Annotated in this window: 16 protein-coding genes; 7 read left to right on the top strand and 9 right to left on the bottom strand. The window is 75.1% G+C overall.

Features of this window, described 5'->3' with window-relative positions:
• Nucleotides 1–87: 87 nt before the first annotated feature.
• On the bottom strand, nucleotides 88–993 hold the full coding sequence (locus tag GCU67_RS12680) for a DMT family transporter (protein WP_163611565.1): 906 nt from the start codon (nucleotides 991–993) through the stop codon (nucleotides 88–90).
• Nucleotides 994–1,070: 77 nt separating this feature from the next.
• On the opposite strand from GCU67_RS12680, the gene GCU67_RS12675 reads away from it, so the two are divergent.
• A complete protein-coding gene (locus GCU67_RS12675) occupies nucleotides 1,071–1,529 on the top strand; it encodes a DUF2243 domain-containing protein (protein WP_338104974.1) in 459 nt (152 codons plus the stop codon).
• Nucleotides 1,530–1,668: 139 nt separating this feature from the next.
• On the opposite strand, the gene GCU67_RS12670 is transcribed toward GCU67_RS12675, so the two are convergent.
• From GCU67_RS12670 to dapE, 4 genes are read right to left on the bottom strand one after another with little or no spacing between them, the layout of a single operon-like run.
• The gene (locus tag GCU67_RS12670; protein WP_163611563.1) at nucleotides 1,669–2,133 is read right to left on the bottom strand and encodes an SRPBCC family protein; all 465 of its coding nucleotides are present in this window, start codon (nucleotides 2,131–2,133) and stop codon (nucleotides 1,669–1,671) included.
• Complete coding sequence (locus GCU67_RS12665) at nucleotides 2,126–2,485, bottom strand: DivIVA domain-containing protein (RefSeq protein WP_163611562.1); 360 nt, start codon at nucleotides 2,483–2,485, stop codon at nucleotides 2,126–2,128. Before GCU67_RS12665 ends, GCU67_RS12670 begins: the two co-directional genes overlap by 8 nt.
• A gap of 1 nt (nucleotide 2,486) precedes the next feature.
• Entirely contained in the window at nucleotides 2,487–3,314 is an 828-nt protein-coding gene (locus tag GCU67_RS12660) for an LOG family protein (protein ID WP_163611561.1), read from the bottom strand.
• Nucleotides 3,311–4,456 (bottom strand): succinyl-diaminopimelate desuccinylase, encoded by a 1,146-nt coding sequence (dapE, locus tag GCU67_RS12655; RefSeq protein ID WP_338104973.1) that lies wholly within the window; start codon nucleotides 4,454–4,456, stop codon nucleotides 3,311–3,313. The genes GCU67_RS12660 and dapE overlap by 4 nt, the downstream gene beginning before the upstream one ends.
• A 100-nt stretch (nucleotides 4,457–4,556) precedes the next feature.
• On the opposite strand from dapE, the gene GCU67_RS21950 reads away from it, so the two are divergent.
• The 5 genes from GCU67_RS21950 to GCU67_RS12630 all read left to right on the top strand — a co-directional run bounded on the left by GCU67_RS21950 (nucleotide 4,557) and on the right by GCU67_RS12630 (nucleotide 8,701).
• A complete protein-coding gene (locus tag GCU67_RS21950) occupies nucleotides 4,557–5,042 on the top strand; it encodes an NUDIX domain-containing protein (protein ID WP_163611560.1) in 486 nt (161 codons plus the stop codon).
• Nucleotides 5,039–6,025 (top strand): 2,3,4,5-tetrahydropyridine-2,6-dicarboxylate N-succinyltransferase, encoded by a 987-nt coding sequence (gene dapD / locus GCU67_RS12645; RefSeq protein WP_163611559.1) that lies wholly within the window; start codon nucleotides 5,039–5,041, stop codon nucleotides 6,023–6,025. The genes GCU67_RS21950 and dapD overlap by 4 nt, the downstream gene beginning before the upstream one ends.
• A gap of 55 nt (nucleotides 6,026–6,080) precedes the next feature.
• Nucleotides 6,081–6,938 carry a hypothetical protein gene (locus GCU67_RS12640; RefSeq protein ID WP_211661251.1) on the top strand — a complete coding sequence of 286 codons (858 nt, stop codon included), beginning with the start codon at nucleotides 6,081–6,083 and terminating at the stop codon, nucleotides 6,936–6,938.
• Between the two features lie 31 nt (nucleotides 6,939–6,969).
• Complete coding sequence (locus tag GCU67_RS12635; protein ID WP_163611558.1) at nucleotides 6,970–7,962, top strand: aldo/keto reductase; 993 nt, start codon at nucleotides 6,970–6,972, stop codon at nucleotides 7,960–7,962.
• Between the two features lie 73 nt (nucleotides 7,963–8,035).
• A complete protein-coding gene (locus GCU67_RS12630) occupies nucleotides 8,036–8,701 on the top strand; it encodes an SDR family NAD(P)-dependent oxidoreductase (protein ID WP_163611557.1) in 666 nt (221 codons plus the stop codon).
• Nucleotides 8,702–8,719: 18 nt separating this feature from the next.
• Here GCU67_RS12630 and dapC read toward each other — a convergent pair whose 3' ends face one another.
• Together dapC and fdxA are read right to left on the bottom strand one after the other, a co-directional pair.
• A complete protein-coding gene (gene dapC / locus GCU67_RS12625; protein WP_276508534.1) occupies nucleotides 8,720–9,805 on the bottom strand; it encodes a succinyldiaminopimelate transaminase in 1,086 nt (361 codons plus the stop codon).
• A gap of 11 nt (nucleotides 9,806–9,816) precedes the next feature.
• The gene (gene fdxA / locus GCU67_RS12620) at nucleotides 9,817–10,143 is read right to left on the bottom strand and encodes a ferredoxin (RefSeq protein WP_163611556.1); all 327 of its coding nucleotides are present in this window, start codon (nucleotides 10,141–10,143) and stop codon (nucleotides 9,817–9,819) included.
• A 146-nt stretch (nucleotides 10,144–10,289) separates the two neighbouring features.
• On the opposite strand from fdxA, the gene GCU67_RS12615 reads away from it, so the two are divergent.
• Nucleotides 10,290–11,030 carry a GNAT family N-acetyltransferase gene (locus GCU67_RS12615; RefSeq protein WP_163611555.1) on the top strand — a complete coding sequence of 247 codons (741 nt, stop codon included), beginning with the start codon at nucleotides 10,290–10,292 and terminating at the stop codon, nucleotides 11,028–11,030.
• Here GCU67_RS12615 and GCU67_RS12610 read toward each other — a convergent pair.
• Both GCU67_RS12610 and mshB read right to left on the bottom strand, forming a co-directional pair.
• Nucleotides 10,987–11,403 carry a hypothetical protein gene (locus GCU67_RS12610; RefSeq protein ID WP_163611554.1) on the bottom strand — a complete coding sequence of 139 codons (417 nt, stop codon included), beginning with the start codon at nucleotides 11,401–11,403 and terminating at the stop codon, nucleotides 10,987–10,989. The genes GCU67_RS12615 and GCU67_RS12610 overlap by 44 nt on opposite strands.
• Complete coding sequence (mshB, locus tag GCU67_RS12605; protein WP_163611553.1) at nucleotides 11,400–12,317, bottom strand: N-acetyl-1-D-myo-inositol-2-amino-2-deoxy-alpha-D-glucopyranoside deacetylase; 918 nt, start codon at nucleotides 12,315–12,317, stop codon at nucleotides 11,400–11,402. Before mshB ends, GCU67_RS12610 begins: the two co-directional genes overlap by 4 nt.
• Between the last annotated feature and the right edge of the window lie 110 nt (nucleotides 12,318–12,427).

The following is a 12,427-nucleotide window of genomic DNA, read 5'->3' as shown; positions in this document are numbered from 1 at the left end:
TGCCCGACCTCCTGCGGGCGCCGGCCGAGCGCCGGTGCCCGCACCGGTTCTCGGCCCCTGCGGTCCGGGGTTGAGCCGAGTCGGGCGTCAGGGCCGGGCTGCGGGCACCTCGGCGGCCGCGGTGCCCGCAGGGACGGGGCTGCGTCGGGTGGCGAGCACGCAGCCGACGAGGACCAGCGGCAGCCCCACCGCCAGCCCCAGCGTGAACGGCTCGTCGAGCAGCAGGACGCCGAGCCCGACCGCGACCGCCGGGTTGACGAAGGTGATCACCAGCGCGCGCTGCGGCCCGGCCTCGCGGATGAGGGCGAAGAACAGCGCGAGCGCCGCCGCGGTGCACACCGTGCCCAGCAGGACCACCGCCGTCCAGGCGTCGGCGGGGACCCCGGCGGCGTCCCCGAGCCGCGGGACGGCGAACGGGGCGTAGACCACCGCGGTCACCACCAGGGCGAAGGCGCTGGCGGTCACCCCGGGCACGTCGGACAGCCGGCGGCTGATCACCATCGGCGCCGTCGCGTAGCCCACGACGACCAGCGCCACGGCCAGCAGCGGCCCCAGCTGCGCCCTGCCGACGTCCAGGCCGAGCAGGACGGCGATGCCGACCACGCCCACGAGCATCCCGGCCACGCGCACCGGCGACAGCCGCTCCTCCTCCCCCGCCAGCCGGGCGGTCAGCGCGGCCACGAACGGCACGCCGGCCACCAGCAGGCCGGTGAGCGAGGACGACAGCTCGGTCTCCGCCCACGACAGCAGCAGCCACGGGGCGGTCATCTCCAGCACCGTGAACAGCAGCAGCGCCCGCCAGTGCTGCCGGACCGCCGGGCCCAGCCGGCCGCGGGTCAGGGTCCACGGCAGCAGCAGCGCGGCCCCGATGGCGCAGCGCAGGAACACCACCGTCACCGGTGAGAACTCCCCGACCGCCACCTTGATCAGCAGGTAGGGGATGCCCCAGATCACCGCCAGCGCCACGAACAGCACCCACCCGCGCCGGCTCATGGCCGCTCACCCGTACCCGTCACGCGGCCATCATGGCGGTGGGTTTCCCGGCGGCGGGCGGAGGGCAGGGCGCCCCCGTGACCGCACCGCAGGACCGCCCGCGGCACGACCACCGCCGGCTGCTGCTGTCCGGGCTGCTGCTGGGGCTGGGCGCGGCCGGCGCGGTCGACGAGGTCGTGTTCCACCAGCTGCTGCACTGGCACCACTTCTACGACCGGTCCAGCGGCACGGCCGGGCTGGTCTCCGACGGGCTGCTGCACGCGGCCACCTGGTCGGCCACGGTCGCCGGGCTGGCGCTGCTCGCCGACGTCCGCCGCCGGGCCGCCTTCGCCCCGGCCCGCTGGTGGGGCGCGGTGCTCGTGGGCGCCGGGGCGTTCCAGACCTGGGACGGCGTCGTGCACCACAAGCTGCTGGGGCTGCACCAGGTCCGCTACGGCGTCGACCTCACCGGCTACGACCTGGCCTGGACCGGCGCCGGCCTGCTGGTGCTGCTGGCCGGCGTCGTCCTGCTGCGGCGGGACCGGACGACGGCGTGACCGTGCACCTGCTGGTCGCGGTGGTGCTGTGGCGGTAGTGGTACCGCTCGCGCGACGCCGTCCGGTCCGCCGAGCAGGCCGTGCTCGCCGCGGCCTGACTCCCGAGGGGCGGAAGTGGTCACTCTCGCCCCTCGGGAGCTCAGGCCGGGTACGCCGCCGCGTAGGTGGCGAAGCGCTTCAGCGAGAGGCGGACGCCGGCGGCGAACACCGGCTTCACCAGTGGCCAGCCCGCCCGACCGAGGGCGCCCAGCGGCAGGTCCAGGCCCTCGGTCCAGACGAACGTCGAGCCGCCGCCGGTCCGCGGGAGCACCTCGAACGCGCCGGTGCCGCGCACCACCCGCCCGGTGTGCCGCACGTCGACCCGGCGCGGGGCGTCCCAGCTGGTGATCAGCATGGTGTCCAGCACGCCGAGCCGACGGCTGAGCACCGGCAGCTTGACCCCGGTCACCGCGGCGAGCTCCCCGCCCACGCCCTGCCCGCCCTGCGCGCCGGCGCGGACGTCGGTGAGCAGCATCCACTCCCCCTGTCGGTCCCAGTCGACCAGCGCCGCCCACACCTGCTCGGGGGGTGCCTCCACGTCCACCTGCAGCACCAGTTCAGGCACGGTCGCGCTCCTCGTCGTCGATGTCGTCGTCCGTGACCGGCACGGTCACGTCCGGAGCGTGCGTCCGCTGGGCCTGCAGCTCGGCGATGCGGGCGTCCCGCTCGTCGAGCACCTGGGCGAACTGGTCCAGCAGCCAGTCGACCTCGGTCATCCGGTAGCCGCGGAAGGCCACCGAGATCCGCAGCGCGCGCACGTCGTCGGCGACCACCGACCGGTCGTCGGGCAGCTCGACCGGCGAGCGCCCCGGGACCGGCGGCGGCTGGCTCTCCCCGCGCCCCAGCAGCAGCGAGGCCCCCAGGAAGAGCAGCCCGCCGACGACGAGCAGCCCGAACACGAAGAGCAGCCCGGCCATGTCAGTCGTCGACCGGGGTGGAGCCCGGGACCGGGTCGCCCGGCCCCGGCTCGGTGCCGTGCTGCGCCCGCGCCGCGTCGGCGGCCTGGATGATCGCGACCGCCTCGTCGATGTCGTCGGTGACGTGCAGCAGCTCCAGGTCGCTGGGGCCGACGGTGCCCTGGGCGACCATCGTGTCCCGGATCCAGTCGATCAGCCCGGACCAGTAGGCGCTGCCGAAGAGGATGACGGGGAAGCGGGTGACCTTGCGGGTCTGCACCAGGGTGAGCGCCTCGAAGAGCTCGTCGAGGGTGCCGAAGCCGCCGGGCAGGATCACGAAGGCCTGCGCGTACTTGACGAACATCGTCTTGCGCACGAAGAAGTAGCGGAAGAGCACGCCGACGTCGACCCACTCGTTGAGCTCCTGCTCGAACGGCAGCTCGATGCCCAGCCCGACCGACATGCCGCCGGCCTCGCAGGCGCCCTTGTTGGCCGCCTCCATGGCGCCGGGGCCACCGCCGGTGATCACCGCGTACCCGGCGTCGGCCAGCGCGGCGCCCAGCTGTACGCCGACCTCGTAGTACTCGGAGTCCCGCGGGGTGCGGGCGCTGCCGAAGACGCTCACCGCGGGCGGGAGGTCGGCGAGCAGGCCGAAGCCCTCGACGAACTCGGCCTGGATCCGCAGCACCCGCCACGGGTCGGTGTGCACGAAGTCGCTGCTGCCGCGGCGGTCCAGCAGCCGCTGGTCGGTCGTCGTCCCGGCCGAGTTCGGGTCGGGCTCCCCGCCGCGCGTGGTGATCGGGCCGCGGTGCCGGATCGGCCGGCGTCGTGACTCCTCGGGCTGGCTCATGCGTTGCTCCCCGTGTCGCGGTCGTTCTCGGTCAGGTAGGCGACCAGCGCGTCCTCGGCCGGCTGCAGGCGGTCGACCCGCGTGTACTCGCCGAGCTGGTGGGCCAGGTTCGGGTCACCGGGGCCGTAGTTGAGCGCCGGGATGCCGAAGGCGGCGAACCGGGCGACGTCGGTCCAGCCCAGCTTGGCCCGCGCGGGCCGGCCGACGGCGGCCAGGAACGCCGCGGCGGCCGGCTCGGACAGCCCGGGCAGCGCGCCCCCGGACAGGTCGGTGACCTCCAGGGTCACGCCGGCGGCCAGCGCGTCGGCGAACACCTCGCGCACGTGGGCCACGGCGTCGTCCTCGTCCCGGTCGGGGGCGAAGCGGAAGTTCACGGTCACCCGGCACTCGTCGGGGACGACGTTGCCGGCGACCCCGCCCTCGATGCGCACGGCGTTGAGGCCCTCGCGGTAGTGCAGCCCGTCGATGTCCACCTCACGCGCCTCGTAGGCCGACAGCGTGGCCAGCAGACCGGCCGCACCGTGCACCGCGTTGACCCCGAGCCACGACCGGGCGCTGTGCGCGCGGGTGCCGGACACGGTGAGGACGACGCGCAGCGTGCCCTGGCAGCCGCCCTCGATCGCGCCGTCGGTGGGCTCCATCAGGATCGCGAGGTCGCCGTAGAGCCAGCCGCGGTGCTCCCGGGCCACCCGGCCCAGGCCGTTGCGCACCGCCTCGACCTCCTCGTTGTCGTAGAAGACGAACGTGAGGTCGCGGGCGGGCTCGGCACCGGGGACGCCGAAGCGGCCGGCCAGCCGCAGCATGACCGCGTCGCCGGCCTTCATGTCGGAGGTGCCGCAGCCGTACAGCCGCTCCTCCCCGTCGACGGTCTCCAGCCGGCTGGGCAGGTTGTCCGCGATCGGCACGGTGTCCAGGTGGCCGGCCAGCACGATCCGGGAGTCACGGTCGAGGTTCGTACGGGCCAGCACCGTGTCGCCGACCCGGAGGACCTCCAGCCCGCTGAGCCCGCGCAGCGCCGTCTCCACCGCGTCGGCCAGTGGCCCCTCGGTGCCCGACACCGACGGAGCGTCGACCAGCGCGCGGGTCAGGGTCAGGACGTCGGCGGTCAGGTCGAGCGGGGGCAGCGGCTGGTCGGGGCTCACGGCTCACGAGCGTAGTGAAAGGATCTGGCTGACCCCCCACCCCGCGCTGGCGCGCGGTGCGGGTCCCTGAAGCCAGGCCGTACCTGCTTACCGTGTGGCGGTGCCCCGCAGCCTGCTGATCCCGTCGTCCTACGTGTTCCTGCTGCGGGACGGTGCGGACGGCGGCACCGAGGTGCTGCTGCACCTGCGGCAGGGCACCGGCTACATGGACGGCCACTGGGCCAGCCTGGCCGGGCACGTCGAGGCCGAGGAGACCGCGTTCGCCGCCGCCGTCCGCGAGGTGCGGGAGGAGGCCGGGATCGAGGTCGACCCGGCCGACCTGCAGCCGCTGACCGCCGTCCACCGGGTCACCCCGGGTGCGGGGCAGATCGAGCAGCGCGTCGACTTCTTCTTCGCCGTCCGCCGGTGGTCCGGTGAGCCGCGGGTGGCCGAGCCGGGCAAGAACGCCGGGCTGGGCTGGTTCCCGCTCACCGCGCTGCCCAGCCCGGTGCAGCCGCAGGAGGCCCAGGTGCTGACCTTCCTCGCCGCCGGGGACCCGCTGCCGGCCGTGCTGCTGGCAGCCGCCTCGGTAGCGTGGCGGGCGTGACGAGCAGCGAGCAGACCACCGGCGCCAACGGAGTGGGCCTGGCCACCGTGACCGGAGACGGCACCGTGCTGGACACCTGGTTCCCCGCCCCCGCGCTCAGCAGCGCCGACCAGGGCGAGACCGGCACCCAGCAGCTGGGCGTCGCGGAGCTGACCGGCCTGCTCGGGCCCGAGTACGCCGGCCTGGTGCGCCGCGACGACGCCCGCGGCGTGCAGGTGGTCGCGGTGTCGACCACCATCGCCGACATCTCGGCTCCCCCGGTGGACGCCCACGACGCCTACTTGCGGCTCCACCTGCTCTCCGCCCGGCTCGTCCGTCCGCACGGCACCAACCTGGACGGCGTCTTCGGGCTGCTGGCCAACGTGGCCTGGACGTCGGCCGGCCCGGTGCTGGCCACCGACCTGACCCCGGCCCGTCGCGCGCTCATCCGCGCCGCCCACGGGCACGTGACCGTCTTCGGGGTGGACAAGTTCCCGCGGATGGTCGACTACGTGCTGCCCACCGGCGTGCGGGTCGCCGACGCCGACCGGGTCCGGCTGGGCGCACACCTGGCCGAGGGCACCACGGTCATGCACGAGGGCTTCGTGAACTTCAACGCCGGGACGCTGGGCGCCTCCATGGTCGAGGGCCGGATCAGCGCGGGCGTGGTCGTCGGGGCCGGCTCCGACGTCGGTGGCGGCGCCTCGATCATGGGCACCCTGTCCGGTGGTGGGAAGCAGGTCATCGCCATCGGCGAGGGCACCCTGCTGGGCGCCAACTCCGGCATCGGCATCTCCCTCGGCGACGGTTGCGTCGTGGAGGCCGGCTGCTACGTCACCGCCGGGTCCAAGGTGTCGCTGCCCGACGGCTCGGTGGTCAAGGCCGCCGAGCTCTCCGGGCGGGACGGGCTGCTGTTCCGGCGCAACTCGGTCTCCGGGGCGCTGGAGGTCGTGGCCCGCAACGGCGACTGGGGCAGCCTGAACGCCGCACTGCACGCGAACTAGCGGCACGCGTCCGTCGCTCCCCGGTCCGCACAGCCGGCCGCCTTACGATCGGCGGATGGCGGGGAGCACGGCGGTGAGCCGACGGCCACCGGCCCGCCGGCCGTCCCGGCGCCGGCCCGTGGCGCTGCGGGCGCTGCTGGTCCTGCTGGCCGTGCTCGTCGCCCTGGTCGTGGTGTCCGTGCGTGGAGGAGGATCGTCGGCCGTGGCCACCGACTGCACGGTCGCCGGCTCCGACCTCCGGGTGTCCGCCGAGGTGGCCGCCAACGCCGCGACCATCGCCGCCGTCGCCCGCTCTCGGGGCCTGCCGCCGCGGGCCACGGTGATCGCGCTGGCCACGGCCCAGCAGGAGTCCCGGATCCGCAACCTCGACCACGGCGACCGCGACTCCCTGGGGCTGTTCCAGCAGCGCCCCTCGCAGGGCTGGGGCTCGGAGGCCCAGGTGCAGGACCCGGTGTACGCGACGGGGAAGTTCCTCGACGGGCTGGTGGAGGTGCCCGGCTGGGAGACCGGCCGGCTCACCGAGGTCGCCCAGGCCGTGCAGCGCAGCGGCTTCCCGGAGGCCTACCAGCAGTGGGAGCCGATGGCGACGGCGCTGGCCGGCGCGCTGCTGTCCGACCAGCCGGGCCGGCTCACCTGCACCTACCGTCCGGACGACGTCGCGGACTCGATCGACCCGCGCACCGCCGCGGTCGCCGAGGCGCTGCGCCGCGAGGCCGGCCCGGCCGAGCCGCACCTCGGCGGCACCATCACCGTCCCCGGCGAGGGGTGGCCGGCCGCGAGCTGGGCGGTGGCGCACGCGTCGCGGCTGCAGCTGGCGTCGGTCCGGTACGCCGGCTGGGAGTGGACGGCGGAGAGCGGCTGGGCCGAGAGCTCCGGCGACCCCGGCGTGCTCACCGTGCAACTCCCCCTCTGACCGGGGGTCCGCCGACCGGCAAGATGAGGTCATGGACAACCGCACACTGGGTCAGCAGGGCCTCACCGTCTCCGCCGAGGGGCTGGGCTGCATGGGCATGAGCGCCTGGTACGGCGCCTTCGACGACGCCGAGTCCACCGCCACGCTGCACCGCGCCCTCGACCTGGGCATCACCTTCCTGGACACCGCCGACGTCTACGGCCCGTTGACCAACGAGCGGCTGCTCTCCGGCGTGCTGGCCGAGCGCCGCGACGAGGTCGTGCTGGCCACCAAGTTCGGCAACGAGCTCGACGACGCCGGCGTCCGCACCGGCGGCAACAACGGCCGCCCGGAGTACGTCCGCAAGTCCGTCGACGGCTCGCTGCAGCGGCTGGGCATCGACGTCATCGACCTCTACTACCAGCACCGCGTCGACCCCGACACCCCGGTCGAGGAGACCTTCGGGGCGCTCGGCGAGCTGGTCGCTGCGGGCAAGGTGCGCTACGTCGGCATCAGCGAGGCAGCCCCGGACACCATCCGCCGCGCGCACGCCACGCACCCGCTGACCGCCGTGCAGACGGAGTACTCGCTCTTCACCCGGGACGTCGAGGACAACGGCGTGCTGGCCACCGTCCGCGAGCTCGGCATCGGTTTCGTGCCCTACTCCCCGCTGGGCCGCGGCTTCCTGTCCGGCAAGTACCGGTCCGTGGACGACTTCGCCGACGGCGACTTCCGCCGCACCTCCCCGCGCTTCCAGGGCGAGAACTTCGCGAAGAACCTCGAGGTGCTCGACCGGGTCGTGGCGATCGCGCAGGACAAGGGCGTCACCCCCAGCCAGCTCGCACTGGCCTGGGTGCTGGCCCAGGGCGAGGACGTCGTGCCGATCCCGGGCACCCGGCGCATCGCGAACCTGGAGGAGAACGCTGCCGCCGTCGACATCACGCTGACGACTGAGGACCTCGCCTCCATCGAGGCCGCCGCACCGGTCGGCGTCGCCGCGGGCGAGCGGTACGCGCCCACGGGCATGGCCTCCCTGCACCGCTGACCGTCGCGGGGGCCGGTGCCGTGGTGCCGGCCCCCGCGGGAAGCGATCACGAGGGTGCGGGCTTGCACCTCACATGACCTCCATCGCGATCATCGGCGCCGGCTCCGGACTCGGGGCGGCCGTGGCCCGCCGGTTCGGCGCCGAGGGCTTCTCCGTCGGCCTCCTCTCCCGCTCCCAGGCCCGCGTCGACGCGCTGGCCGAGGACCTGCGCCGGGACGGCGTGCACGCGCAGGGCTTCGCCGCCGACGTCCGCGACCCGGCCTCGCTGACCCGGGCACTGGAGCAGGTGACGGCGGCCCTCGGCCCGATCGAGGTGCTGCAGTACAGCCCGCTGCCGCAGAAGGACTTCATGCGCCCGGTGCTGGAGACCACCCCGGCGGACCTGGTCGGACCGGTCGAGTTCTCGATCTACGGGCCGGTCGCCGCCGTCCACCAGGTGCTGCCGGGCATGCGCTTCCTCGGTGGGAACCGGGGCACGATCCTGTTCGTCAACGGCGGCTCCGCGGTCAAGCCCGGGCGGGGCGTGACCGGGACGTCGGTCGCCTTCGCCGGGCAGGCTGCCTACGCCCAGCTGCTGCACGAGGTGCTCGGCGAGGAGGGCATCCAGGTGTCCCAGCTGATCATCGGCGGCAAGATCGTCGCCGGGGACCCGGAGAAGGACCCCGACGTCCTGGCCGGGCTGCTGTGGGACCTGCACGTGAAGCGTGACCGGTTCCGCCACCAGGTCAGCGCCGACTGACCGCCCGCGGCGCCGCCGTCAGCCCGCGAGGCGGGTGGCGGCGGCGTCGATGCGCTCGTCGGTGGCGGTGAGCGCCATCCGCACGTGCCGGGCACCGGCGGGGCCGTAGAAGCTGCCCGGGGCGGCCACGATGCCCAGCCCGGCCAGCCAGTCGATCGTCGTCCAGCAGTCCTCGTCACGGGTCACCCAGAGGTAGAGCCCGGCCTCGGAGTGGTCGATCCGGGCGCCGGCGGCGCGCACCGCGGCGGCCAGCCGGTCGCGGCGGGCCCGGTAGCGCTCGCGCTGGACAGCGACGTGCTCGTCGTCGGCGAGCGCGGCGGCCATCGCGGCCTGGACCGGGGTGGGCACGAGCAGGCCCAGGTGCCGGCGGGTCTCCCAGACGCGGCGGACCAGCGCCGGGTCGCCCGAGAGCAGCCCGGCGCGGTAGCCGGCCGCCGTCGACTGCTTGGACAGCGAGTGCACCGCGAGCAGGCCGGTGTGGTCGTCCCCCGCGACGGCCGGGTGCAGCACCGAGCGCGGCTGCACGTCCCAGCCGAGCTCGACGTAGCACTCGTCGGCGACCACGGGCACGCCGTGGGTGCGCCCCCAGGTGACCCAGGCGCGCAGCTCGTCGCCGGTGAGGACCCGGCCGTGCGGGTTGCCCGGGGAGTTCAGCCAGACCAGGACGGCGTCCCCCGGCGCGGCCGGCGGGGTGTCGGTGCGCAGCACGGACAGGCCCGCGACCACCGCGCCGACCTCGTAGGTCGGGTAGGCGACCTCGGGGATCAGGACGGTGCCGCTGCCGGAGAGCCCCAGCAGCGTCGGCAGCAGGGCCACCAGCTCCTTGGAGCCCACGGTCGGGATCACCGACGGGTCGGCGCCGAACGGGTCGGCGAGCTGCACCCCGAGGCGGCGGGAGAGCCACCCGGCCGCGGCCCGGCGCACGTCGGCGGTGCCGAGCGCGGTCGGGTAGCCGGGGGCGTCGCCGGCCGCGGCCAGCGCCTCGCCCAGCAGCGGCGGGGTCGGGTCGACCGGCGTGCCGATCGAGAGGTCGACCACGCCGCCGCTGTGCTCAGCGGCGCGGGCGCGGGCTGCGCCGAGCGAGTCCCAGGGGAAGTCCGGCAGCCGGACCGCGCTCAGTGCCCCTCACCCTGCGGCGGGAGGGCGGCGACCAGCGGGTGGTCCTTGTCGATCTTGCCGGTCTTGGCGGCACCGCCGGGGCTGCCCAGGTCGGAGAAGAACTCCACGTTGGCGTTGTAGAAGTCCTTCCACTTGTCCGGGACGTCGTCCTCGTAGTAGATGGCCTCCACCGGGCAGACCGGCTCGCAGGCGCCACAGTCCACGCACTCGTCGGGGTGGATGTAGAGCATCCGGTCGCCCTCGTAGATGCAGTCCACCGGACACTCGTCGATGCACGCCTTGTCGAGGACGTCGACGCAGGCCTGGGTGATGACGTAGGTCACGGGGGATCTCCTCCGAGGAGCGGCCCTGGCTGGCCAGGGGGTGCGATCGAACACGCCAAGTATCACCCGGCACCCCTCGCGCGGGCGCGACGGGTGGCCGGGACCCGCTGCAACGCCCCGCTGGGCGGGCACGCAGGATCTCCTCCATGGGACAGGCACGGTCACCACTGGGCGTCGCGGACCTGCAGCGGGTCGCGGCGCGGGGCTGGCGGGCACCGGAGGAGGACCGGCTGGGCGAGTGGCTGCTGCGCGCCGCGGGCGGCTTCACCGGCCGGGCGAACTCGGCGCTGGTCGTCGGTGACCCGGGGCTCCCGCTGCCCGACGCCGTGACCGCCGTGGCCCGCTGGTACGCCGACCGCGGCCTGACCCCGGCCGCGATGCTCCCCGGGGTGCAGGCCCGGTCCGCCGACGCCGCGTTCGCCGCCGCCGGCTGGCAGCGCGGGGGCGCCGTGCTCGTGCTGACCGCGCCGCTCGGTGCTCCCGCGGCACCGGCCGTGGCGGTGGAGCTCTCCCCCACCCCGGACGACGCCTGGCTGGTCACCTACGCCGACGGCGGCACGCTGCCGCCGGCCGCGCACCAGGTGCTGACCGGCGCCGAGGACGTCGTCTTCGCCGCGGTCCGCCGCGGGCCGGTCGCCGCCGCCGTGGCCCGCGGGGTGCTCACCGACGGCTGGCTCGGCGTCAGCGCGGTCGAGGTCGACCCGGGGCACCGCCGGCAGGGGCTGGGCACCGCACTGCTGGACGCGCTGCGGGGCTGGGCCGCAGAGCGCGGCGCGCACTCGGTGTACCTGCAGGTGACCGAGGACAACGCGCCGGCCCGCGCGCTCTACCGCCGGGCGGGCCTCATCGAGCAGCACCGCTACTGGTACCGGCGCCTGCCCGGCTGACCGGTGGGCCGCCCAGCAGGCGGCCCACGGCGAAGGCGGCCGCGATCACGCCGACCAGCAGGAAGCCCAAGTTCACCAGCTGGGTGACCGCGTTGCCGCCGGTGATCAGCAGGTCGCCCTCCGGACGGCGGGAGCCGGCCGCCAGCGCGATGCCCAGCCAGACGAGCGCGGGCAGGACGGCGACCAGCCGCGACCCGGACAGCCGCCGGGCGGTGTCGACCAGCACCACGTTCCCGAAGACCGCGGCGACCAGGGACAGCGGCACCGGGACCCCGCCGACCCGCAGCGGCAGCCAGAACACCTCGACCAGCGCGAGCCAGGCCGCGACGACGACGGCGGCCACCGCCCAGCCGGCCAGCTGCAGGCCCCTCACCCGGGCACCTCCGCCGTCCCCGTGTCGAGGCCGGCGAAGAGGTCGTCCTCCCAGCCCTCGGGGCCGGGGCCGGCCGGCCCGCGGACACCGCGGACCAGGCGGTAGTGCTCGGTGGCCAGCACCGGCTGGCCGATGCCGTTGGACAGGGCGAAGAACGGCCCGTCGACGGTGATCTGCGTGCGGTGGGCGCGCATCGCCGCCGCCTTGGCCACGACGTGCGTCCCGCCGTCGACCGCGGTGGTGACCAGGTCGTCGGGGACGGCGAACGGCACGTCGTCCAGCTCGCCGAGCGAGGTGAAGGGCGCCTGCTCCCCCAGCGCGGTCAGCGCGTCGGCGCCGTCCTGCACCACAGAGCGGGGCGTGGCGTTCCAGTAGACCTTGGCCACGGTCCACGGCGCGCCCAGCTCGGGGCGGTACCCGGGGTCGGCGGCCGCGTCGACCGCGCCCATCGCCACCCGGTGGGCCTGGACGTGGTCGGGGTGGCCGTAGCCGCCGACCTCGTCGTAGGTGACCAGCACCTGAGGTCGCACCTCGCGGACGACGGCGACCGCCTCCGCGACGGCCTCGGCCAGGTCGGCACGCCAGAAGGCGCGGGGCCGGTCGTTGGCCGGGGTGCCGATCATCCCGGAGTCGCGGTGGTGCCCGGCACCGCCCAGGAACCGCCGGTCGGTGACCCCGAGGGCGCTCATCGCCGCGTCGAGCTCGGCGATCCGGTAGCCACCGAGCTGGTCGGCGGCGTCGGCGGCCAGTTGCGCCAGCTCGGGCACCAGGATCTCGCCCTCCTCGCCCAGCGTGCAGGTGAGCAGCGTGACCTGGACGCCCTCGGCGACGTACCGGGCCATCGTGGCCCCGTTGTTGATCGTCTCGTCGTCAGGATGCGCGTGCACGAACAGCACACGGCGAGCAGCGGTCACCAGGCCATTAGACCGTGACCACGCCCGGACACCGCACCGGCTGCCCCCTACGCACGCGAGCGCAGCGAGCTGTCGGGTCCGGGCACGGACCCGCAGGGTCCTGCCCGGCC

This window comes from Modestobacter muralis (assembly GCF_010682105.1).
Classification (GTDB): Bacteria; Actinomycetota; Actinomycetes; order Mycobacteriales; family Geodermatophilaceae; genus Modestobacter; species Modestobacter muralis.
This window is presented reverse-complemented; position numbering and strand designations above follow the sequence as displayed.

Excerpts from the sequence above, each read along its gene's own strand:
- GCU67_RS12680 (WP_163611565.1), bottom strand. The coding sequence starts at position 993 with ATGAGCCGGCGCGGGTGGGTGCTGTTCGTGGCGCTGGCGGTGATCTGG.
- GCU67_RS12665 (WP_163611562.1), bottom strand. The coding sequence starts at position 2,485 with ATGGCCGGGCTGCTCTTCGTGTTCGGGCTGCTCGTCGTCGGCGGGCTG.
- GCU67_RS12660 (WP_163611561.1), bottom strand. The coding sequence starts at position 3,314 with ATGAGCCAGCCCGAGGAGTCACGACGCCGGCCGATCCGGCACCGCGGC.
- GCU67_RS12640 (WP_211661251.1), top strand. The coding sequence starts at position 6,081 with ATGGCGGGGAGCACGGCGGTGAGCCGACGGCCACCGGCCCGCCGGCCG.
- GCU67_RS12635 (WP_163611558.1), top strand. The coding sequence starts at position 6,970 with ATGGACAACCGCACACTGGGTCAGCAGGGCCTCACCGTCTCCGCCGAG.
- GCU67_RS12630 (WP_163611557.1), top strand. The coding sequence starts at position 8,036 with ATGACCTCCATCGCGATCATCGGCGCCGGCTCCGGACTCGGGGCGGCC.
- GCU67_RS12615 (WP_163611555.1), top strand. The coding sequence starts at position 10,290 with ATGGGACAGGCACGGTCACCACTGGGCGTCGCGGACCTGCAGCGGGTC.